The sequence below is a fragment of the Streptomyces tauricus genome, from assembly GCF_014650955.1.
Taxonomy (GTDB): Bacteria; Actinomycetota; Actinomycetes; order Streptomycetales; family Streptomycetaceae; genus Streptomyces; species Streptomyces tauricus.
In genome coordinates this window covers 108,535-130,215 of sequence record NZ_BMVY01000008.1, presented here as the reverse complement: position 1 = coordinate 130,215, position 21,681 = coordinate 108,535, and the positions used below count along the sequence as shown (strand labels likewise).

Genomic DNA, 21,681 nt, shown 5'->3' with positions numbered 1-21,681 from the left:
CACCTCACGAGAACGACGAGAACGTGCCGGGTCACCGGCCTGACGTGCGCTTCCGGCCGGAGACTCCGGGGCCCCGCGCGGACATGAGCCCACCCGCCTCCGCCGCGTCGTACGCCCCTGGGTACTCCCCCGACGCTACAGCGAGCAGCCGGGCGGCCTTCAGCTCGGTCTCCTCCCACTCTCGCCGGGGATCCGAGCCCCAGGTGATGCCCGCGCCGGAGCCGAAGCGCAGCACACCCTCGGCCCGGTCGATCCAGAAGGTGCGGATCCCGACGGCCAGTTCCCCGGTGCCGCGGTCGGCGTCGACCCAGCCGATGCCGCCGCAGTACGGCCCTCGGGGAGCCGTCTCCAGTTCTTCGATGATCCGCAGGGCGCTGGACTTGGGGGCGCCGGTGACGGATCCGGGCGGGAAGGTCGCACCCAGCAGTTCCGGCCAGCCCACGTTCTCGCGCAGTTCGCCGCGGACGGTGGAGACGAGGTGGACGAGGCCGGGATGTTTCTCGACGACACACAGGTCGGGCACGGTCACGCTGCCTGCGGCACACACCCGGCCGAGGTCGTTGCGGACCAGGTCCACGATCATCACGTTCTCGGCGTGATCCTTTTCGAGGAGGTCCGCCTCGGTGCGTCCCGTGCCCTTGATCGGACCCGACTCGACGACACGGCCGGTGCGGCGCAGGAAGAGTTCCGGGGACGCGGTGGCTATGTCGACCCCGTGGCCCGGGAGGCGAATCGTTCCGGCGTACGGTGCCGGGTTGCCGCGGGCCAGCAGGGCGGTCAGCGCGTCCACGTCGGCGTCCGGGGCGATGGGCGCGGACAGGACCCGGCAGAGGTTCGCCTGGTACACCTCGCCCGCCGCGATGAGCTCACGTATGCGGCGTACACCCGCCGTGTACGCGGCGCGGTCGAGCGACGACGTCCAGTCGCCGGCCGCGGGTCCCGTCCACCGGCCCGGCACCGGCGCCGGTACGGCCTCGGTGCGTACGTCCGCGAAACGGGCGCAGACCACGCGGCCCTCGAAGTCGGCGGCGACGGCCCAGAAGCCGCTGGAGTCGAGGGCCGAGGGATCGTCGGTGACCTCGACGAGGCCGGTCGCGACGAGGCCGCCGAAGCGGGCGAGAGCTGGGAGGTCGTGCACAACCGTGAGTCTATGGTGGGTGACCTGCGGGTGCCTCGGCCGTGTCCTGGAGCGGGCGTAACGCAGCACGCTGCGCAAACGCGTTTTTGTGCTGGCCCCGGTATCCGCTAGAGTTCAACACGTCGCCGGGACGCGAGAGCCGACCGGAAACGACAAGCGGACGTAGCTCAGTTGGTAGAGCGCAACCTTGCCAAGGTTGAGGTCGCCAGTTCGAACCTGGTCGTCCGCTCGCAGGAAGTGGGGGATCTTCCCGACCCCCCGCGCTCCTGGTGGAGTGGCCGAGAGGCGAGGCAACGGCCTGCAAAGCCGTCTACACGGGTTCAAATCCCGTCTCCACCTCCAAGGACGATTAGCTCAGCGGGAGAGCGCTTCCCTGACACGGAAGAGGTCACTGGTTCAATCCCAGTATCGTCCACTGATCCGGTTCACCGGATCCCCGCGCGATTAGCTCAGCGGGAGAGCGCTTCCCTGACACGGAAGAGGTCACTGGTTCAATCCCAGTATCGCGCACGCAGTACTAGCAGTACGTAGTACAGGCAGTACGTAGTACCTGAGCGGTACGCATCACCAGCAGGGCCCCCGCGCGATTAGCTCAGCGGGAGAGCGCTTCCCTGACACGGAAGAGGTCACTGGTTCAATCCCAGTATCGCGCACCAGCCGAAGCCCCCGGCCGTCTCGTACGGTCGGGGGCTTCGTCGTTCCTCGGAGCAGGGCGGGACCGGTCAGGGCCGGTCGCGACCGGTCAGGAGGAGAAGAGCATGTGGCCGAAGCCCTTCTGACGCTTGTGGCCGTAGTGACCACCGTGACCGCCGTGGCCGCCGTGCTGCGGAGCCCCCCAGGCGGGCGCGGGGGCGGACGGGTAGGCCTGCGGGGCACCCGGGGGCGGCGGGCCGGGCTGCGACCACTGACCCTCCAGGCGGGTCAGCGACTCCAGCTCGCCGTAGTCGAGAAAGATCCCCCGGCAACCGCTGCACTGCTCGATCTGGACACCATTGCGGTTGTACGTGTGCATCGGCGCATGGCACTTCGGACACTGCATGCTCGGCTCAACTCCTCGCCTGTCGGTACTGCTTCCGCCAGGACAGACTCTGCCCGGCTGCGGTCGGTTGCACCCTACGTCGCGAAGTCCGGTGCCAACTCGGGCGGGTGCGCCGCCATTCGGTCACATGCGTCGATCACGGACGTCTCGACCTCGTCCAACGGGCGCCCGCCCGCGACCGACTTGGCGATCGCCTGGGCCGCGGTCTGCACGCTCAGGGCGCGGGCCGGCACATCGAGGGCCGGCCAGGGGTCGCTGTCCGCGGGAACGGCCGTGCCCCCGGCCTTCCGGTACGCGGTGAGGAAACGCGTCCACTCGTCGGGCGGGAGAAGCCCGCAGGCGAACCAGGCGGCGGGGCGGGCCAGATCCCAGGCGGGATCGCCGCGGCCGAGGTCGTCGATGTCGATGAGCAACCAGTCGCCGCTCCCCGGCCGCACCAGCTGGCCCAGGTGGAGGTCGCCGTGGCACAGCGTGCCCAGGTCCGGCATGGGGGCCTCGTCCCGCGCCCAGGCGGGCAGGACGGCCCAGGCACGCAGTACGGGGGCGGCCGCCGGGTGCGGGCCCGCCGCCCGGAGCCGGGCGACCGCGCGGGCCGCCTTCGCCGGGCCGCGCATGGGAGGAAGGCCGGGCGGGAGGACGGAGTCCGGAGTCCGGTGCAGCCGCGCGAGAAGGGCCGCGGCCTCCTCCCAGGGGGCGGCGTCCGGGTCCTCACGGTCCACGGGAGTGCCGTAGGACCAGAAGGTGACCGGTCTGCCGTCCAGCTCGGCCGCGCCCGGCCCGTGCGGCGGCAGGAGGATGCCGGCGAGCGCGGGGTGCGCGGCCACGGCCAGTCGCGCCGCGAGCCCCGCGAGGTCGGTACCGGCGGCGTGCGCCTTCGCCACCGTGGCGCCGTGCCGGACGACGGTGCCGTCGGGACGGTCGGCCAGCACGGAGGTGTCCGCGCCGCAGACGCAGGCCTCCGCCGCCGGATGGGCGGCGGCCCGCACCTTCGCGCTGAGCGCGGGCAGCACATCTGCGGTCACTCGGGTCCCCCTGAAGTCGTACGATCCCGTCCCCGTCCCGCGTGGGCGGGTCCACAGGGTCTCAGGCACGGGTCTCAGGTGCGTACGCAGGCAAAGCAATGCGGGCGCAGCTCCCCAGCTGCGCCCGCATTTTTTGCCGTCCGCCGCACCCCCGTCCCCACGGGGTTTCATGGCCGGATGTCCCCGCCCGGACCGCTCTTCCGGGCCTGGGGCGCCGCTCAGCGCCCCAGCATCACGCCCACGGACGACGCCTGTGTGACCACTGCCTCCCAGCCGCCGAAGACGACCACGAGCAGGGTGGCCAGAGGGAGGACCATGGCCGTCGCCACCAGGGGGTGGCGTCGGCCGGACCGGCTGGGCCCGAACGCGGCGGTGTACGCCTTGCGTCCCTGTGCGCGGATCATGGTCCGCGATGCCGTGTCAGCCATGGTCCCTCTCCTGACCGTTCTGTTGAAAAGCTTCCGATGTCCGGCTCTTGCGATGTCCGGCTCTTGACAGCCGGCTTCTGACGGTCGGCTCTCGATATCTGGCAGCGGCGGGTGTCTGACCTCGGGGGACGAGTGCTGCCACCCGCCGCTTGACAACAAATCTAGGCGGGAGGGGCGTGCGGGTCGTCATGCCCTCGTACCTATTGCCGGGCCTCCCGGAGGATGAGCGGTGACCTGCGGAGTACTCCCCTGGGTGGAGAAGAGGTCCTAGGTCTCGGGGGTTTCCCGGAGGGGACGTCCGGTCTGTTCCGAGCTGTCCTCCCTCGGGACCGGTTGTTCGACGAGTGCGAGCACCCGAGTGGCCATGAAGCGGGCCGTCCGGACGACTGATCCACTCCTGGTGACTTCGCTCACTTCGACCACCCCTCTGCGGACCGCCGTCTCCACCCGACGGCCCGCCCGGCTGGCCACCACCTCGTACGTACGGGTTGTGTCTCCCGCGTCGACCACTATCTCCACGCGATCACCCTTCACGGGCCCAATCCCCCTTCTGCGAGCGATGGTTGGGAATCCGCGCAGCTCAACGCCGCCGCAGTCCCCCGTCCCCTGACCACCTTTCAAGTTTCCCACCCGGCACTGACAATCGGTCGGGCCGCGAGGGCGCGGCCTCTGCGCGGACCCGGCCGCGGAAACGTAAGCTGTGGCTCGTCAAACGGACCGGGCAGCGGGGATGGACATGGCGATGATGCGCCTGAGGCGCGAGGACCCGCGTGTCGTCGGCTCGTTCAGGCTTCACCGACGGCTCGGCGCGGGCGGGATGGGCGTTGTCTATCTGGGCTCCGACCGGCGTGGCCAGCGGGTCGCGCTGAAGGTGATCCGGCCCGACCTCGCGGAGGACCAGGAGTTCAGGTCGCGCTTCGCCCGCGAGGTGTCGGCGGCGCGGCGGATCAGGGGCGGGTGCACCGCGCGGCTCGTCGCCGCGGATCTGGAGGCCGAACGGCCCTGGTTCGCGACGCAGTACGTCCCCGGGCCCTCGCTGCACGACAAGGTCGCCGAGGACGGGCCGCTCTTCGCGTCCGAGGTCGCGTCCGTCGGCGCGGCGCTCTCCGAGGGGCTCCTCGCCGTGCACGAGGCCGGCGTCGTGCACCGGGACCTCAAGCCGTCGAACATCCTGCTGTCCCCGAAGGGGCCACGCATCATCGACTTCGGTATCGCCTGGGCGACCGGCGCGAGCACGCTCACGCACGTGGGTACGGCCGTGGGGTCGCCCGGCTTCCTCGCGCCGGAGCAGGTGCGGGGTGCCGCGGTCACGCCGGCCACGGATGTCTTCGCGCTCGGCGCGACGCTGGCGTACGCCGCGACGCAGGACTCGCCCTTCGGGCACGGCAGTTCCGAAGTGATGCTCTACCGGGTGGTGCACGAGGAGCCGCACCTGCACGGTGTGCCCGACGCGCTGGCCCCTCTCGTACGCGCCTGTCTGGCGAAGGATCCCGAGGAGCGGCCCAGCACACTGCAGTTGTCGTTGCGGCTCAAGGAGATCGCGGCGCGGGAGGCGCAGGGCATGGGCGAGGCCCGGCCGCCCGCTCCCCGTGCGGCGGAGGCCGACCGGCCCACGGGGCGGCTCGCCGACGACTACGACTATCCGGAGCAGCGCACTCAGCGGCGTACGCAGGGGACTTCCGCGCCGCGTGGGGGTGGCCGCGGGGGTGCCGGCGGCAGCGGTGGCGGGGGTGTCGGCGGCGGCAAGGGATCCTCGTCGCGGTCCGGGGCTCGGTCGGGCAGCCGTGCCGGGCAGTCCGGGGGTTGGACCGGGGCGCCGCGGAGTGGTGCGGGGCGGGGCGGGCCTCGGACCGGGCCGCGGACCGGGCCTCGCACCACCGGGACGGGGCGGCGGCCCGCGAATCCCCGGCTGTTGCGGCAGCGGCTGTTCGTGTTCGTGGTGGTGACGTTGCTCGTGGCGCTGGCGATCGCGGCGGCGCAGGGGTGTCAGGGGCCTGCTCGGGGGCTTGAGCGTTCGGGCTCCGGTGCGGATGTGCGGCAGGAGCAGGCTTATCGGCCGGGCGGGGTTGGGGTGGGCGGGTAGAGGTTGGCTGCCGGGTGCGGGTGCGCTGTGGCTGGCCGCGCAGTTCCCCGCGCCCCTTGAGGGGGGCTTGGCCGAGCGGCTTGCTTGCATTGGGCGCCCGGGTGCGGGGGCGTTGTGGCTTGTCGCACCGTTCCTCGCGCCCCTGGCGGGGCCCGGCCGGTCGCTGGGGTTCTTTACAGGGTGGGTCTGCCTGTTGCCACCGCGTAGAACGCGACCGCCGCTGCCGCTCCCACGTTCAGGGAGTCGACTCCGTGGGCCATGGGGATGCGGACCCATTCGTCCGCCGCCACCAGGGCCTGGGTGGACAGGCCGTCGCCCTCCGCGCCCAGCATCAGGGCGACCCGGTCCATGCGGTGCGGGGCCACCTCGTCGAGGGTCTTGGCCTTCTCGTCCGGGGTGAGCGCGAGGAGGCCGAAGCCCGCCTCCCTGACCGAGTCGAGCCCCTTGGGCCAGGAGTCCAGGCGTGCGTACGGCACGGCGAAGACGGCGCCCATGGAGACCTTCACCGAACGCCGGTACAGCGGGTCCGCGCAGTCCGGCGAGAGCAGGACCGCGTCCATGCCCAGGGCCGCGGCCGAGCGGAAGATCGCGCCGATGTTGGTGTGGTCGTTGACCGACTCCATGACGACGACCCGGCGGGCCGTGCGGAGCAGGTCGTCGGGGGTCGGCAGCGGTTTGCGCTGCATCGAGGCGAGCGCGCCGCGGTGCACGTGGTACCCGGTGACCTGTTCGGCGAGGTCGGGGCTGACCGCGTAGACCGGGGCCGGGAGTTCGTCGATGACGTCGCGCATGACGTCGACCCACTTGGCGGACAGCAGCATCGAGCGCATCTCGTAACCGGCGTCCTTGGCCCGTCTGATGACCTTCTCGCCCTCGGCGATGAACAGGCCCTCGGCCGGTTCGCGCTTGCGGCGCAGCTCCACGTCGGTCAGGCCTGTGTAGTCACGCAGGCGCGGGTCGGCTGGGTCCTCAACGGTGATGAGATCGGCCACAGGGTGATACTGCCTTGTCCTGGGTGCGGTGCCAACGGCTTGGAACGGGTTGTGTTACCCGGGGTTACTCAGATGTCGGGTCGGAGGTCCCGTCGGACGTCTCGAACGAGCCGTCCGCCCCCACGGTCACGACCTCCCCGATGACGATGACCGCCGGCGGCCGTACCTCCTCGGCCCGGACGGTCTCGCCGACCGTGGCCAGGGTCGCGTCGACACGGCGCTGCGCCGCGGTCGTGCCCTCCTGGACGAGCGCCACGGGGGTGCCGGGCGCCTTGCCGTTCTCGATGAGGGCACGGGCGATGGCGCCGATCTTGTCCACGCCCATCAGGACGACCAGGGTGCCGCGGAGCTTGGCCAGCGCCGCCCAGTCGACGAGGGAGCGTTCGTCGTCGGGGGCCACATGACCGCTCACGACGGTGAACTCGTGGGCGACCCCGCGGTGCGTGACCGGGATGCCCGCCGCGCCCGGGACGGAGATGGAGCTGGAGATGCCAGGGACGACCGTGCAGGAGATGCCCGCCTCGGCCAGCGCCTGCGCCTCCTCCATGCCGCGGCCGAAGACGAAGGGGTCGCCGCCCTTGAGCCGGACCACCGCCTTGCCCTGCAGGGCGTGCTCGATGAGCGCGTTGTTGATGGCCTCCTGGGCCATGAAGCGCCCGTACGGGATCTTCGCCGCGTCGATCACCTCGACGTGCGGCGGGAGTTCGGCGAGCAGGTCGCGCGGGCCCAGGCGGTCGGCGATGACCACGTCCGCCTCGGCGAGGAGCCGCCGGCCGCGGACCGTGATCAGGTCCGGGTCGCCGGGGCCGCCGCCGACCAGGGAGACGCCGGGCGTGCGGGTGCGGTGGTGGCGTGCCACGAGGGTGCCGTCGCGCAGCCCCTCGACCACCGCGTCGCGGATGGCCGCGGTGTGGCGGGGATCGCGGCCCTTGACGTCCGTGGTCAGAACCGCCACCGTGACGCCCTCGCTGTGGCCCGTCGCCGGGGTCCAGGCGGTGGCCTCGTCGGCGTCGTCCGCGCGGACGCACCACACACGGCGGGCCTCCGCCTCCGCGGAGGCCTCGGCGTTCGCCGCGGAGTCAGGCGTGGCGATCAGGACGTACCAGGACTCCGCGAGGTCGCCCGACTCGTACCGGCGCCTCGTCCAGGTCAGTTCGCCCGCGTCCGCCATGGCCTCGACCGACGGGGTCGCGGACGGGGACACGAGCTGGATGTCCGCGCCCGCCGCGATGAGGGCCGGGAGGCGGCGCTGGGCGACCTGGCCGCCGCCGAGGACCACGACACGGCGGCCGGCGAGGCGGAGGCCTACGGGGTAGGCGGGGTTTTCGGCCATGGAGGTGCGGCTCCTCATGCGGGTGGTGCGGGGGGCGCGCTGCGGCGGTGGAGCGGGCCTGACGTGCGGATTTTATGGGGCGGGGTGGTGGGGGTCGGGGTGGGTGGGGGTTCTTTCCCCGACCCCGCCCCTTCCCGAAACCGGGGCTCCTCCCCTGGACCCCCGCGCTACTTCTCGGTTACGCCTGCCGAGTCGAACGTCGCCACCTCGTGCATCGCCCTGGCCGCGCTCTGGACGACCGGGAGGGCCAGGAGGGCGCCGGTGCCCTCGCCGAGGCGGAGGTCGAGGTCGACCAGGGGGCGCAGGCCCAGCTTGTTGAGTGCGGCCACATGGCCGGGCTCGGCGCTGCGGTGGCCGGCGATGCAGGCCGCGAGGACCTCGGGGGCGATAGCGCGGGCGACCAGTGCTGCGGCTCCCGCGCTGACGCCGTCGAGGATCACCGGGGTGCGGAGGGACGCGCCGCCCAGGAGGAGGCCCACCATCGCGGCGTGCTCCAGGCCGCCGATGGCCGCCAGGACGCCGATCGGGTCGGCCGGGTCCGGCTGGTGGAGTTCCAGGGCGCGGCGTACCACGTCGGTCTTGCGCGCCAGGGTCTCGTCGTTGATGCCGGTACCTCGGCCCGTGACCTCGGCAGGGTCGCTGCCGGTGTAGACGGAGATCAGGGCGGCCGACGCCGTGGTGTTGGCGATGCCCATCTCACCGGTGATCAGCGCCTTGTTCCCGGCCGCCACCAGGTCGCGGGCGGTCTCGATGCCCACCTCGATGGCCGACCTGACCTCCTCGCGGGTCAGCGCGGGACCGGTCGTCATGTCGGCGGTGCCCGCCCGGACCTTGCGCGGCAGCAGGCCCGGGGTCGCGGGCAGGTCGGAGGCCACACCCACGTCGACGACGCAGACCTCGGCGCCGACCTGGGCGGCGAAGGCGTTGCAGACCGCGCCGCCGCCGAGGATGTTGGCCACCATCTGGCCCGTGACCTCCTGCGGCCACGGGGTGACGCCCTGGGCGTGTACGCCGTGGTCGCCCGCGAAGATCGCGACGGCGGCCGGTTCCGGGATCGGCGGCGGGCACATCCGGGACAGGCCGGAGAGCTGCGCGGAGATGATCTCCAGCATGCCGAGGGCACCGGCCGGCTTGGTCATGCGCTTCTGGCGCTCCCAGGCCTCGCCGAGCGCCTTGGCGTCCAGCGGCCGGATGTTGGTGATCGTCTCGGCGAGCAGGTCGTGCGGCTCCTCGCCGGGCAGCGCGCGACGGCCGTACGTCTCCTCGTGGACGACCCAGGACAGCGGGCGGCGCTTGGACCAGCCCGACTGCATCAGCTCGGGCTCGTCCGGGAACTCGTCGACGTAGCCGACACAGAGGTAGGCGACGACCTCCAGGTGCTCGGGCAGGCCGAGACCCCGGACCATCTCGCGCTCGTCGAAGAAGCTGACCCAGCCCACGCCCAGGCCCTCGGCACGGGCCGCGAGCCACAGGTTCTCCACGGCGAGCGCCGAGGAGTACGGGGCCATCTGCGGCTGGGTGTGGCGGCCCAGCGTGTGACGGCCGCCGCGGGTCGGGTCGGCGGTGACGACGATGTTCACCGGGGTGTCGAGGATCGCCTCGATCTTCAGTTCCTTGAACTGCTTCGCTCGGCCCTTGGGAAGCGACTTGGCGTACGCCTCCCGCTGGCGCGCGGCCAGTTCGTGCATCGAACGCCGGGTCTCGGCGGAGCGGATGACGACGAAGTCCCAGGGCTGCGAGTGGCCGACGGACGGCGCCGTGTGGGCCGCCTCCAGGACGCGGAGCAGCACGTCGTGCGGGATGGGGTCGCTGCGGAAGCCGTTGCGGATGTCGCGGCGCTCGCGCATCACACGCAGGACGGCCTCGCGCTCGGCGTCGTCGTAGCCGGGCGCGGCCGGGCCGGTGGACTCATGTGTCTGGGCCACGGCGGCCGTGCTCTCTTCCTGGTCGGCGGCCCGGGTGTCCAGGTCTTCCGCCTGCTGTGCGACTACGGGCTCCGGGCTGTCGTCCTCGGACTCGGCCCCGGCCTCGGCTCCGGCCTCGACGGGAGCCGCCGGTGCGGGAAGCGTCCCGGCCTCGGGGACCGGCTCGGCCTCCCGGGGGGCCGGCAGTACGAGGATCGGCTCCTCGTCGGGATCGAGGTCGGGGTCGGAGTCGGGGGCCGGGTCGATGTCGGTCTCCGCGGCCGGTACCGATGCGAGGGCCTGTTCGGGTACGGATTCGGGTACGGGCTCCGGCGCGGGCTGCTCGACCGGAGCCGCGGCCGGGGTCGCCGTGCCTTCGGCGGGCTGCTCCACCCGCTCCTCCGCGACGGGCTGCACGGTCATGCCGTGCGGCGGGGTGGGAGCGAGGTACGGGACGGACGGGACCGCGCCCTCGACCGGCACGAACTGTCCGACCTGATCGGTCTGATCAACCTGTCCGACCTGGTTGATCTGTCCGACCTGGTCGGTCTCTGCGGCTTGTCCGGCAGGCTGCTCAGCCGCATGGAACTCGTCCTGGGGCTGGGCCGCCTCGGCGTGTGCGGTGGCGTCGGGCTGTGGCGCGGCGGGAGCACCGGCGCTCGGGTCGGCGCCCTCCGCGACCTCCACCGGCGCACCGGGTTCGGCAGGCGCGGCGAAGTGCGGGGCCTCGGCGGCCTCCTGGAACTGGCCGGCCTCCGCGACGACGACGGGCTCGGCCTGCATCGACTGCGGCTGCGGCTCCTGGAAGCCGGTGTGCGGTCCGGCCTCGGCGAAGGGGGCTGCCGTGTCCTGAGTCTGCGGTTCCAGCGGGTGGACGGGCGGCGGGACCTGACCCTCGTACACGGGCTGCTGTGCCGCGTCTTCGACCGGCTGGACCTGGGAGGGTTCGGGCGCCACGGCGGCGTACTGTCCGGCCTCGTCCGGGCCGGCGAAGTGGACGGCGGCGGGCGCGTCCGGGAAGGACGCCGGCTGAGGGGCGTGCGCGAACTCCGGGAGCGCCTGGGCGTACTCGGGGCCGTGGCCCCCTTCCGGAGCCTGCGGGAACAGCGAACCGTCGGCGAGCTGAGGGGCCTGCGCGTAGTCCTGGACCATGACCGGTTCCGGAACCTGGACGGCATCCGGGACCTGGACGGCCTCCGCGGGCTGGGCGATCTCGGCCGACTGCGGCTGCGGCTGATCAGCGGACGGGGCCTGGGCCTGAACCGGTTCCGGCTGCGGAGGAACGTACGCCTCCTGGGGAGCCTCCTCGTGAGCCTGCCCGGGCACCTGCCCGGGAACCTGCGCGCCCTCCGTGGCCTCCACGGCGGCCACCGCCGGGTCCACCACGGCCTGAGCCGGGTCCACCACGCTCTCGGCCTGCTCCACGACTGCCGGCGCGGGCACTGCCTCAGGATCCGGGTCAGCACCCGAAACGTCCTGTGCCTGCGCCTGCACCTGCGCCTGTACCTGCGCGTGCGTCTGCGGAACCCCTGCCGCCTGCTCCAACGGAGCGGCAGCCTCCGGGCTCTCGGCGAGCGACGGCCCGGCCCCCACGCCGGGCGCATGCACCTCCGACGCCTGCGCGTCGGGCGCCTGCGCGACCGCCGTACCCCCCGCGGTCACCGGAGCGCCCGCGTACGCCCCCGCACCCTCCGGGAAGACCGTTTCTGCAGGCGTCCCCTCGGGAACGACCTGTGCCACCGGAGGCGCGACCTGGACCTGGGCCCGGGCGCCCCACGGAGACGCGCCCTGCAACGCGATCTCGTCACGCGGCGCGTCGAGGTACTCGGGACCGGACGGGGCCGGGCCGGTCTGCCGTACGGGGAACGGGGTGCCCGGGGCCCCCGCAGGACCGCGGTCGGCGAGCGAACGCACCGGGCTGCCGGCACCGTCCGGGGTCGGCGGGCCGAGGTGCAGCGGGCGACGGGCGACGGGCGGCTGCGGCGCGGAGGACGACATCCGGACGGCGCTGAGGTCGACCGAACCGCTGTCACGGCCCGACGTCTCGTGCGGTCCTGGCTCGTGGACGGCCTCGACGACCGGCACCGGAACCGGTGGGGCCACCTCGTTGCCCCACGCACCCTGGGCGCCCGGCAGCAGCAACAGGTCTTCGTCTTCGGCGGTGGGCTCGGAGAGGTAGGTGTACGCACCGGGGGCGGGGACGCCCGGCTGCTCCACCATGCCTGCGTTCTCCGGCAGTCCCTCGCCCGGGACCTGGCCGGTGTCGGTCATGCGTACCCCTCGCCCATCGGTTTAGTGCTCCTACGACCTGCTCGTCCGGGGCGGCGCACCGACCGCCCGTCATGAGAACGAGCACACGGGCCGGGCGGCACGAACGACCGGTCGACAAAGCCATTAACTGGCATTGTCGCGGTCGGCCCGCCACCGCGACAGGGTGATCCGTCACGGCCCGCTGTGGACTGCGCCACTTTGCGCGTCCTCCGGTTCTGCCGTACCACACGCCCCTCAAAATGGGTGCGTTTCGCGGGCATTGACCGGCGAAATACCGGACAACCCGATTGCAGTACAACGATCGGCCAGCCTACCGCGCGCAGTACGACAACAGGATCACAGGACGCGATCGAGCGGTGACCCCGCCCCGCACCACACCGATCCGCACCACACCGCACCGACCGGCGCCCTCAGAGGCACGGGGGCGCGGGGGGTGGCGCGACCGGCCTCCGGCCGCCGGGCGCCGGCCGCGACGCGCCGGCGGACACGTCGCCAGCCGCTCAGCGCGGCGTGTGGCGCCGTTCCAGCTCTCCCGAGAGGAGGAACGCCACACTCCGCTCCTTCTCCGTCCAGACACGCGTGTCCAGCTCGACGGACTGCAGCAGGGCGCACTCCACCCGGTATCCGTGCTCCGACAGGTCCCGCCCGATGAGTTCGGCGGCGTCGCGGGTCGCGGCGTGGGTGACGATCCGCTCGGGGCGCCGGTCGGCGACGGCGGAGACCACCGCCGCACCGCCGCCCCCGACGCGTACGACGTCCGGCTCGGGAAGGTTCTCCAGGATGTACGGGGCGATGCCGTGCGCGATCTGGAACTGGACGCCGAAGCGGCGGCCGGTGGCCATGGTGCGGGCACAGGCGTCCGCGTCCCGGTCGACGGCGATGACGGCGGCGCCGCAGCGCGCGGCCTCGGTGGCGAAGGCACCGCTGCCCGAGCCGATGTCCCAGACGAGGTCGCCGATCCGCGGCCCCAGGCGGGCGAGTTGGGCGGCCCGCAGGACCTCGGTCTCGCCCTCGCCGAGCTGGTCGCCGTACACGTCGTCGGGCAGCGCCCAGCCGCGCGGGCCGGTGCCCGGGTCGCGCCCTGCGATCCAGCCGCCGCCCTCGGAGGAGGTGACCGGGCCGCCCATGACGATGACGACGTTCGGGTCGCGCCAGGTGTGGTCGGCGACCTTGTCGGAGGTGAGCATCGTGACGCGCTCGCGTTCGGTGCCCAGTTCCTCGCAGATGACGAAGGTGCGGTGGACGCCCTCGAGGAGCAGTCCGAGTTCCGCGGGTCCGGCGCCGGGTGAGGTGAGGACGGCGACCTTGGTGTGGGCTCGGCACACATTCACCGCGCGTCGCAGGGTGCGCGGGTGTGCGACGACCACCTGTGCGTCGTCCCAGGGCATCCCGGCGCGGGCGAAGGCGGCGGCCACGGACGAGACCGCGGGGACGACCTCGACCTCCAGGCCGAACTCGGGGGCGCGCAGGGTGCGTACGACTCCGAAGAAGCCGGGGTCGCCGTCGGCGAGGACGACGGCCGTGCCGCGGTGGGCGGTGACGCGGCGGGCGGCGAGGGTGACGCTGCCGAGCCGGATGCGTTCGGCGGCCGTGGGCACCTCGGGGAGGGCCAGGTGATGTGCCGCGCCCGCCACCAGTGTGGCGGCGCCGAGAGCCGAGCGCGCCGCGTCGGTCAGCGGCGAGCCGTCACAGCCGATCACCGTGACCCGGTCGGCCATCGTCGTCAGTCTCCTGGAGTCTTCGCAGGTCGTCGGGTGGGCGGTGAGCCGCCGGGCAGGCGTGCGGAGCCCCGTGAGCGTACCTCGTGATGTTCGGAGGTGTCGGCAGGGGTGTCGGCGGGGGTCTCAGGGGCGCTTCGGTGGTGTCCGGGTGGGTTGCGGGCCGGGGGCCGGGGCCCCTCCCGGTTCAGTTCCAGTCGGAGTACGCGGTGAAACCACCGGTGTCGGCGAGCTGCTCGGCGATGCCCTCGATGTCCTCGGGAAGCAGGCCCCACACGATGAAGTCGGTGCGCAGGTCCTCCCAGCGCCCGTCCTCGGTGCGGGTGCGCGCTATACAGGCGCCCCGCAGGACGCCTTCGCTGATGCAGCCGATCTTCTGCGCGACCTGCTGGGAGGCGGTGTTGTCCGCCGCGGTGCGCAGTTCGAGACGCTCGAACTTCTGGTCGTTGAACAGCCATTGGGCGGTGGCGAGCGCCGCTTCGGAGGCGTAGCCCTCGCCGCGGGCCCAGGGGGCGGTGATGTACGAGAGCTCCGTGGAGCGGACATGCCAATTCGTGTTGCCGAGCTGGATGATGCCGACCAGGCGCTGGGTGAGGAACTCCGTGACGACGAGGTCGAGTCCACGGCCCGAGGTGCGCTCGGCGGGCGCGTACTCCTCGATCCAGTTGCGGGCGGCGGCCTCGGTGAAGGGCTGCGGCACGGACGTCCAGGCCGCGACCTGTTCGTCGTTCATCATCTCCGTGAAGGCAGGAATGTCCTCGTCCTCAAGAGGGCGCAGCACCAACCGCTCCGTGTTCAGGGAGATGTCGGGGAAGGTGTTCGTCATGCGCCGCTCCGTAACCATCAGGGACCGTCGGGCCTGCTGAACTGCCCAGCATGCAGCATGCAGGCACCGAACTGCACCACGGCGTCGGCTCCTTGTCGACGAGTCGACACCGTGGCGCAGGGGGGAACGGCCCGGGGACGGCCGGGTCACGGCGTCACCCGGAAGTGACGGGCAGGACCGATCCCTTGTACGTGTCCTGGATGAACTTCCGCACCTCGTCCGAGGTCAGGAGCTCGGCGAGCTTCTCGACCCGCGGATCGTCCTCGTTGCCCTTCTTCACGGCGAGGAGGTTCGCGTACGGGTTGTCCTTCGCGGACTCCAGCAGGACGGCGTCGTCGGCCGGGCTGAGGCCCGCGTCCTGGGCGTAGTTGTTGTTGATGACCGCGGCGGCCACGTCGTCCAGGGAACGCGGCAGCTGCGCGGGTTCCAGCTCCTTGAACTTCAGGTTCTTCGGGTTCTTCACGATGTCCGCCGGGGACGCGGTCGTACCGGCCCCCGCCCTGAGCGTGATGACACCCTCGGAGGCGAGGAGTTTCAGGGCGCGGCCCTCGTTGGTGATGTCGCTGGGCACCGCGACGGTGACTCCGTCGGGGAGGTCGGCGACGTCCTGGACCTTCTTCGAGTACACGCCCATGGGCGGCAGGTACGCGTCCACGACCGGGACCAGGTCGGTGCCCTTGGACTTGTTGAAGTCGTCGAGGAACGGCTCGTTCTGGTACAGGTTCGCGTCGAGCGAGCCCTCCTGGAGCGCGGTGTTCGGCAGGACGTAGTCCGTGAACTCCTTGATCTCCAGGTCGAGTCCGTTCTTCGCGGCGAGGTCCTTCTTGATGTACGACAGGACCTCGCCGGCCGGGACCGCGGTGGCGCCGACGATCAGCGCGCCGTCGTCACCTCCGCCCCCGGAGCCCTCGTCCTTCGCACCGCAGGCGGTCAGGGCGAGACCGAGGGCCAGTGCGGCGGCCGCCGCGGAGATGACGGGTTTGCGCATCGTCGGCGCCTTCCTCAGGTGGTTCCAGTGACTCGGATGGTGCGGGGCGATCGGTCAGAAGGACGCGATGACGGAACCGGCGTACTTGTCCTCGATGAACTTCTTGACCTCGGCGGAGGTCAGGAGCTTGGCGAGCTTCTTGACGCGCGGGTCGTCCTCGTTGCCCTCCTTGACGGCGAGGAAGTTGCCGTACGGGTTGTCGTCGGCGGACTCCAGCACCAGGGCGTCCTCGGAGGGCTTGAGGTCGGACTCGATGGCGTAGTTGCCGTTGATCACCGCGGCGTCCACGTCGTCCAGGGAGCGCGGGGTCTGGGCCGCCTCCAGCTCCTTGAACTTGAGGTTCTTCGGGTTCTTCGCGATGTCCTTGGGGGTCGCGTCGTTGCCCGCGCCGTCCTTGAGCGTGATGATCCCGTTGGCGTCGAGGAGCTTGAGCGCCCGCGCCTCGTTGACCGTGTCGTTCGGGACGGCGACGGTCGCGCCGCTCTTCAGCTCGTCGGCCTTCTTGATCTTGCTGGAGTAGAGGCCGAGCGGCTCCAGGTGGACCGTGACGACGGGCACGATGTGGGTGCCGTTCTTCTTGTTGAAGTCGTCGAGGTACGGCTGGTTCTGGAAGTAGTTGGCGCCGACGGACCCGTCCTCGGTCGCGGTGTTCGGCAGGACGTAGTCCGTGAACTCCTTGACCTGGAGGTCGAGTCCCGCGTCCTTCGCGAGGTTGTCCTTCACATAGGTCAGGATCTCGGCGTGCGGGACGGGGCTGGCGGCGACGATCAGCGGTCCGCTGGTGTCGGAGGCGTCGTCCTTGTCCGAGCCGCAGGCCGTGAGGCCCAGGGTGAGGGCTCCGGCGGCGAGGACAGCGGTGGTGAGCTTTACGGCGTTACGCACGAAAAGTGCCTTTCCATGTGGGCTGGGTGAACCCGCGAAGGGTGTGCGGGGACATCTGCGGGTGGGGTGGGGACGTATGGGGAGCGGCCCGCGAGGGCCTCAGGCGACCTTGCCGACCTCGGCCTTGGGCGCCTCGCTGGAGGTGTCCGCGGAGTCGGTGTCGTCGGACGCCTCGGAACCGGAGTTCACCGCGGCCCTGCTCCTGAGCAGCCTGAGCCGCGGCGCGGCACCCGACTGGCCGCCGCGCCGGTACAGCCCCCGCGCGGCGTAGTCGCCGACGAACTGGATGAGGGAGATGACCACGGCGAGAACGCCCACGGTGATCCACATCAGTTCGGTCTCGAAGCGCTGGTAGCCGTAGCGGATGGCGATGTCTCCGAGGCCGCCCGCACCGACGGTGCCGGCCATCGCGGAGTAGCCGATGAGGGCGACGATCGTCGTCGTGGTGCTGGAGATCAGCGACGGGAGCGACTCGGGGACGAGCACCTTGCGGACGACGGTCCAGGTGTTGCCGCCCATCGACTGCACGGCCTCGACGAGCCCGCCGTCCACTTCGCGGACAGCCGTCTCGACCAGGCGCGCGAAGAACGGGATCGCACCGATCGCGAGCGGCACGATGGCGGCCTCACGGCCGATGGTGGTGCCGGTGATCGACCGGGTGAAGCCCATCAGCGCGACCATCAGGATGATGAACGGCATCGAGCGGGCGATGTTCACGACCTGCCCGATGACCTTGTTCAGCACGGTGTTCTGCAGCAGGCCGCCGCGGTCGGTGAGGACCAGCAGGATGCCCAGCGGCAGTCCGCCGACGACGGCGATGACCGTCGACCAGCCGACCATGTAGAGGGTGTCCCAACACGCCTGCTCCAGCAGCGGCTGCATCTCGGACCAGGTCACTTGGCACCTTCCTTCACGAGCGCGGGCGCGTGACCCTGGATGTCGATCTGCAGGCCCTGCTCGCGCAGGAAGCCGATCGGCACGACGTTGTCCTCGTACCGGCCGGGCAGCTCGATGCGCATACGGCCGACCTGCCGGCCCGCGACGGTGTCCATCGCGGCGCCGAGGATCGAGATGTCGATGTTGTACGTGCGCGAGAGCTGCGAGATGACCGGCCGGGTCGCCGCGTCGCCGTGGAAGGTGACGTCGAGGACCGTGCGGTCGTCGCCCGAGGCCTCTCCGCTCACCGGGAAGAGCGCGGCGGCCAGCTCGGAGCCGGGGGTGGCAAGGAGTTCGGTGACGGTGCCCGACTCGACGATCCGCCCGTTCTCCATGAGCGCCGCCGAGTCGCAGACGGTCTTGACGACGTCCATCTCGTGCGTGATGAGCAGGACGGTCAGCCCCAGCTGGCGGTTGAGGTCGCGCAGCAGGTGGAGGATGGAGCGGGTCGTCTCGGGGTCCAGGGCGCTGGTCGCCTCGTCCGACAGGAGCACCTTCGGGTCCCCCGCGAGGGCGCGGGCGATGCCGACGCGCTGCTTCTGGCCGCCGGAGAGCTGGGCGGGGTAGGACTTGGCCTTGTCGGTGAGACCGACCAGGTCGAGCAGTTCCAGCGCCTTGCGCGAGCGCTCCTTCCCCGACTTCCCGAGGATCTCCAGCGGCAGCTCGACGTTGTCCTGGACGGTCCGCGTCGACAGCAGGTTGAAGTGCTGGAAGACCATGCCGATACGGCTGCGCGCCTGCCGCAGCTCCTTGCCCGCGCGCGGGCCGCGCCCGGCGAGGGCCGTGAGGTCCTGTCCCGCGACGGTCACGGTGCCGGCGGTGGGGCGCTCCAGCAGGTTGACGCAGCGGATGAGAGAGGACTTGCCGGCGCCGGACTGTCCGATGACGCCGTACACCTCGCCTTCGCGGACATGCAGATCGACGCCGTCCAGGGCGGTGACCTCTCGGCCGCGTGAGCGGTAGACCTTGGTAAGGCCTGTTGTCGTGATCACTGGGGTTTCCGTCACTGTCGAGTGCAGGGCGTGGGTGTGCGCCGGGCACGGGTGCATTTCGGTCGAACGCGGCACGGTCGTTCACGCGGTGGCGTCGAGAACCGGGCTTCGGCAGAACTGCGTGCGCGGGGCGGGCTCAGTCGCGTACGGAGAAGGGCGTACGGGCAGACGTGAGCTAACTCGCTTCGGGGCGCGAGGCTGGGGTGGTGCGGGGGCCCTCTAGAAGGCGCGCATTCGACACATACAGCGAGCACCGGGCGTCATGGTCGCCTCGGTCGCAAGGATGCGGCTGCTCGTCGTGGTCATGAGAAAATTAAAGCAGATCTTTGCGTGGGACAGAGAACCGCTGTCCGCATGACGGACAGCGGTGGACACCTTTCAGACGCCGCTCAGTCGCCGACGGAGAGCTCCACTCCGGCGTCGGTGACCAGTGCGGACACGGCCGAGAGGTCCTCGACCACGACATCCGCGCTCAGTTCGGCGGCCCGGTGCGTTGTGGTCAATGCCACGGTGGTCATGCCGGCCGCGCGGCCCGCCTGGAGTCCCGCGGGCGCGTCCTCGAAGACAACACAGCGGGCCGGGTCCACGCCGAGCCGCCGGGCGGCGAGCAGGAACGGCTCGGGGTCGGGCTTGCCGCGCGTGATGTCGTCGGCGGCGACCAGGTTCTTCGGGCGGATGCCGACCTCGGCGAGACGGGCCTCGCCCAGGCGCCGGGTGGCGGAGGTGACGACGGCCCAGCGGTCGGCGGGCAGCGAGTCGAGGAGTGCCTTCGTCCCCGGCAGCAGGTGCACACCGCCCGCGACGTCCTCCACCTCCAGCTGCTCGATGCGCACGACGGCCTCGGGGACCCGGGCGGCGGGCAGCAGGTCGGCGGCTATCTCGGCGGCCGGGCGGCCGTGCAGCTCGACCCGGGCGAACTCCTCGGCGGTGATCCCGTACTCCGCGGCCCACCTGCTCCAGCATCGGTACACCGACTCGAGGGACGAGACGAGCGTTCCGTCGTTGTCGAACAGCAGGGCATCGGCTCGGATCTTCATGCCCTCGACCCTACGGGGCACCCCGGGGGCGGGAGCAGCGGGCCTTTTGGCCCGTAATAGGGTCGCGGCATGCTTGATGCCCTGACGGTCGCGACGGCCGTCGCCGCGCTCGCGCTCGCCGCCTGGTGCGGCTGGGCCGCCTACCGGGACCAGCCGACCAAGGACTGGCACTTCATCGGTATGGCCGTGGTGACGCTCCTCACCCTCGTCCAGCTCGTCGTCGGCATCGTCCAGCTGGCCCGCGGCGAGAAGCCCGAGCAGGGCACGACGATCTTCGTGTCCTATCTGATCGGCGCCTTCGCGTGCGTCCCGGCGGCGGGTTTCATGTCACTGGCGGAGCGCACCCGCTGGGGTTCGATCACGGTCGCGGCGGGCGGCGTGGTCCTCGCCGTGCTGCAGGTACGGCTCTACGACATCTGGGGAGGCTGAGATGGCGGTGCCCGCCGAGGAGCCCAGGACACCCGGGGGGCCCGGTTCGCCCGAGGCGTCCGGGAAGCCCGGCCGCACGCGGCTGATCCGCGGCCCCGGCATGCTGCTGGTCTGGCTGTACGGGGTGATGGTCGTCGGCGCCGTGTCGCGCTCGGCCGTACAGATCGCGACGGAGTTCGACAAAGCGCCCCTCGCCTACTCGCTGTCGGCGGTGGCCGGCCTCGTGTACGGCTTCATCACCTACTCGCTCGTCCGCGGCGGCGAGCGGGCCCGCAGGGCGGCGCTGGTGTGCTGCGCCGCCGAACTCGCGGGCGTGCTGATCGTCGGCACCTGGACCCTGGCCGACCCCTCCGCCTTCCCCGACGCCACGGTCTGGTCGGACTACGGCATGGGCTACCTGTTCATCCCGGTCCTGCTCCCGATCACAGCGATGTTCTGGCTGCGCGGGAGCAGGGCAGTCACCTCATAGAGAGGCGCGCCCCTTCAGGGGCGCGGGGAACCGCGCGCCCGGGCACGACGGACACGCGGACTCGCACCGGCCGCCGCGCGGAGCGTCAAGCGCTTGCCACGAACGCGCCGGCCTGCGCGTCCTTCGCCAACGTCACCACGCTGAGCCGCTCATCGACGCGCTCGGTCGACACCGGCTCGTACCCGTGCTTCCGGTACAACCGCAGATTGCGGTCACTGCGGTGCCCGGTGAAGAGCTGGAAGCTCTTCGCCCCCGCGTCCGCCGCGAGCCGCGACTCGATCGCGTCGAGCAACCGCCCGCCCAGCCCGTGCCGCTGCATCCGCGGATGCACGATCAGCTTGTCGATCCGGGCCGTGCCATCCGTGCCCACGGCGCCGCGCACCGAGGCCACCACCTCGTCGCCGAGCCGGGCCACCAGGACCGTGCCGTCCGTGAGCTCCGCCTTGAGGGAGTCCAGCGGCTGGGTGAGGGGCTCGATGCTGTAGTCGCCGTACAGCTCGGCCTCGCTCTGGTAGCAGAGGAACTGCAGTTTGAGGATCTGTTCGGCGTCCTGTTCGGCCGCCGCCGAGATGGTCACGCTCATGCCCATGTGTGCATGCCTCCCGCTCACCTGTTCCGCCGGTTGTCCCTCACTCCTATCCCCGCGGTTCATGCGCCGCAACCTCCGATGTGAGCATTCGGAGCAGACAACTCAGGCATCTGGAACGATCCGGACCGAGACTGCCCTGTGAGATACCCAACTCCCCCGCGATCTCCCGGTAAGTGAGGTCTTTCGGGGACAGCAGAGCGGCCATGAGGCGCGGGCAGCGGCCCGGCAGGCGTCGTACGGCGGAGTACAGGGCGCGGCGCCGGGCGGCGCTGAGCGCGAGCTGCTCGGGCCCCGGTCCGCTGTCGTCGGCGGGCTCGGACACGTACGGCCGTTCGATGCTCGCGGTGCGGCCGGCGCGCCGGGCCTCGGTGCGGACGGCGACGCGCAGCCAGGCCGCCGGATCGGCGGGCGGGCCCTCCGTACCGAGGCGTTCCAGGAGGCGCACCCAGACGTCCTGTTCCAGGTCACTGGATTCGGTCCCGGAGGCATATGCCTCGGCCGAGGCCTCGGCGACGAGCAGGGGGCGCAGGGTGGCAACCATGTCGTGGGTCATATGCGGCACGACGCGGCCGTCCCGGCGCGAGGTTGCCGGGACGGCCGTGCGT

Annotated in this window: 20 protein-coding genes and 5 tRNA genes; 8 read left to right on the top strand and 17 right to left on the bottom strand. The window is 71.7% G+C overall.

What is annotated here, in order from left to right:
• Positions 1–31 precede the first annotated feature (31 nt).
• Positions 32–1,138 carry a chorismate-binding protein gene (locus IE278_RS15565; RefSeq protein ID WP_189772685.1) on the bottom strand — a complete coding sequence of 369 codons (1,107 nt, stop codon included), beginning with the start codon at positions 1,136–1,138 and terminating at the stop codon, positions 32–34.
• A 156-nt stretch (positions 1,139–1,294) separates the two neighbouring features.
• On the opposite strand from IE278_RS15565, the gene IE278_RS15560 reads away from it, so the two are divergent.
• From IE278_RS15560 to IE278_RS15540, 5 genes are all read left to right on the top strand, one after another.
• Positions 1,295–1,367, top strand: a tRNA-Gly gene (locus tag IE278_RS15560).
• A gap of 39 nt (positions 1,368–1,406) precedes the next feature.
• Positions 1,407–1,480 (top strand) — tRNA-Cys (locus IE278_RS15555).
• A gap of 1 nt (position 1,481) precedes the next feature.
• Positions 1,482–1,553: transfer RNA gene (locus IE278_RS15550), tRNA-Val, on the top strand.
• Positions 1,554–1,576: 23 nt separating this feature from the next.
• Positions 1,577–1,648: transfer RNA gene (locus IE278_RS15545), tRNA-Val, on the top strand.
• A gap of 71 nt (positions 1,649–1,719) precedes the next feature.
• Positions 1,720–1,794 (top strand) — tRNA-Val (locus IE278_RS15540).
• 86 nt (positions 1,795–1,880) lie between these two features.
• On the opposite strand, the gene IE278_RS15535 is transcribed toward IE278_RS15540, so the two are convergent.
• From IE278_RS15535 to IE278_RS42265, 4 genes are all read right to left on the bottom strand, one after another.
• The gene (locus IE278_RS15535) at positions 1,881–2,177 is read right to left on the bottom strand and encodes a TFIIB-type zinc ribbon-containing protein (RefSeq protein ID WP_189772683.1); all 297 of its coding nucleotides are present in this window, start codon (positions 2,175–2,177) and stop codon (positions 1,881–1,883) included.
• Between the two features lie 74 nt (positions 2,178–2,251).
• Positions 2,252–3,199: an aminoglycoside phosphotransferase family protein gene (locus tag IE278_RS15530; RefSeq protein WP_246570335.1), complete on the bottom strand. Its 948-nt coding sequence runs from the start codon at positions 3,197–3,199 to the stop codon at positions 2,252–2,254.
• Positions 3,200–3,417: 218 nt separating this feature from the next.
• Complete coding sequence (locus IE278_RS15525; protein ID WP_189772681.1) at positions 3,418–3,627, bottom strand: hypothetical protein; 210 nt, start codon at positions 3,625–3,627, stop codon at positions 3,418–3,420.
• A gap of 267 nt (positions 3,628–3,894) precedes the next feature.
• Complete coding sequence (locus IE278_RS42265) at positions 3,895–4,161, bottom strand: DUF8836 family protein (RefSeq protein WP_055511046.1); 267 nt, start codon at positions 4,159–4,161, stop codon at positions 3,895–3,897.
• Between the two features lie 196 nt (positions 4,162–4,357).
• Between IE278_RS42265 and IE278_RS15520 the strand changes: the two genes are divergently transcribed.
• Entirely contained in the window at positions 4,358–5,710 is a 1,353-nt protein-coding gene (locus tag IE278_RS15520) for a serine/threonine-protein kinase (RefSeq protein ID WP_189772965.1), read from the top strand.
• Positions 5,711–5,883: 173 nt separating this feature from the next.
• Here the strand turns inward: IE278_RS15520 and IE278_RS15515 are convergent, their stop codons facing one another.
• The 10 genes from IE278_RS15515 to IE278_RS15470 all read right to left on the bottom strand — a co-directional run bounded on the left by IE278_RS15515 (position 5,884) and on the right by IE278_RS15470 (position 19,589).
• Positions 5,884–6,702: a TrmH family RNA methyltransferase gene (locus IE278_RS15515; protein ID WP_189772680.1), complete on the bottom strand. Its 819-nt coding sequence runs from the start codon at positions 6,700–6,702 to the stop codon at positions 5,884–5,886.
• Positions 6,703–6,766: 64 nt separating this feature from the next.
• Positions 6,767–8,035, bottom strand: coding sequence for a uroporphyrinogen-III C-methyltransferase (gene cobA / locus IE278_RS15510; protein ID WP_189772679.1), 1,269 nt, complete (start codon positions 8,033–8,035; stop codon positions 6,767–6,769).
• Between the two features lie 167 nt (positions 8,036–8,202).
• Positions 8,203–12,210 carry a nicotinate-nucleotide--dimethylbenzimidazole phosphoribosyltransferase gene (gene cobT / locus IE278_RS15505; RefSeq protein ID WP_189772678.1) on the bottom strand — a complete coding sequence of 1,336 codons (4,008 nt, stop codon included), beginning with the start codon at positions 12,208–12,210 and terminating at the stop codon, positions 8,203–8,205.
• A 500-nt stretch (positions 12,211–12,710) separates the two neighbouring features.
• A complete protein-coding gene (cbiE, locus tag IE278_RS15500) occupies positions 12,711–13,928 on the bottom strand; it encodes a precorrin-6y C5,15-methyltransferase (decarboxylating) subunit CbiE (protein WP_189772677.1) in 1,218 nt (405 codons plus the stop codon).
• 187 nt (positions 13,929–14,115) lie between these two features.
• The gene (locus tag IE278_RS15495; RefSeq protein ID WP_189772676.1) at positions 14,116–14,754 is read right to left on the bottom strand and encodes a GNAT family N-acetyltransferase; all 639 of its coding nucleotides are present in this window, start codon (positions 14,752–14,754) and stop codon (positions 14,116–14,118) included.
• 154 nt (positions 14,755–14,908) lie between these two features.
• Positions 14,909–15,742 (bottom strand): MetQ/NlpA family ABC transporter substrate-binding protein, encoded by an 834-nt coding sequence (locus IE278_RS15490; RefSeq protein WP_189772674.1) that lies wholly within the window; start codon positions 15,740–15,742, stop codon positions 14,909–14,911.
• A 54-nt stretch (positions 15,743–15,796) separates the two neighbouring features.
• Positions 15,797–16,624 carry a MetQ/NlpA family ABC transporter substrate-binding protein gene (locus IE278_RS15485; protein WP_189772672.1) on the bottom strand — a complete coding sequence of 276 codons (828 nt, stop codon included), beginning with the start codon at positions 16,622–16,624 and terminating at the stop codon, positions 15,797–15,799.
• A 99-nt stretch (positions 16,625–16,723) separates the two neighbouring features.
• Positions 16,724–17,521: a methionine ABC transporter permease gene (locus IE278_RS15480; RefSeq protein WP_189772670.1), complete on the bottom strand. Its 798-nt coding sequence runs from the start codon at positions 17,519–17,521 to the stop codon at positions 16,724–16,726.
• Positions 17,518–18,609 (bottom strand): methionine ABC transporter ATP-binding protein, encoded by a 1,092-nt coding sequence (locus IE278_RS15475; RefSeq protein ID WP_189772963.1) that lies wholly within the window; start codon positions 18,607–18,609, stop codon positions 17,518–17,520. Before IE278_RS15475 ends, IE278_RS15480 begins: the two co-directional genes overlap by 4 nt.
• A gap of 332 nt (positions 18,610–18,941) precedes the next feature.
• Positions 18,942–19,589, bottom strand: coding sequence for an HAD family hydrolase (locus IE278_RS15470; protein ID WP_189772668.1), 648 nt, complete (start codon positions 19,587–19,589; stop codon positions 18,942–18,944).
• Positions 19,590–19,658: 69 nt separating this feature from the next.
• On the opposite strand from IE278_RS15470, the gene IE278_RS15465 reads away from it, so the two are divergent.
• Positions 19,659–20,018, top strand: coding sequence for a hypothetical protein (locus IE278_RS15465; protein ID WP_189772666.1), 360 nt, complete (start codon positions 19,659–19,661; stop codon positions 20,016–20,018).
• Between the two features lie 100 nt (positions 20,019–20,118).
• Positions 20,119–20,487, top strand: a complete 369-nt coding sequence (locus tag IE278_RS15460; protein ID WP_189772956.1) for a hypothetical protein — start codon at positions 20,119–20,121, stop codon at positions 20,485–20,487.
• 85 nt (positions 20,488–20,572) lie between these two features.
• Here the strand turns inward: IE278_RS15460 and IE278_RS15455 are convergent, their stop codons facing one another.
• Together IE278_RS15455 and IE278_RS15450 are read right to left on the bottom strand one after the other, a co-directional pair.
• On the bottom strand, positions 20,573–21,076 hold the full coding sequence (locus IE278_RS15455) for a GNAT family N-acetyltransferase (RefSeq protein WP_189772665.1): 504 nt from the start codon (positions 21,074–21,076) through the stop codon (positions 20,573–20,575).
• 46 nt (positions 21,077–21,122) lie between these two features.
• Positions 21,123–21,629, bottom strand: a complete 507-nt coding sequence (locus IE278_RS15450; protein WP_189772663.1) for an RNA polymerase sigma factor — start codon at positions 21,627–21,629, stop codon at positions 21,123–21,125.
• Between the last annotated feature and the right edge of the window lie 52 nt (positions 21,630–21,681).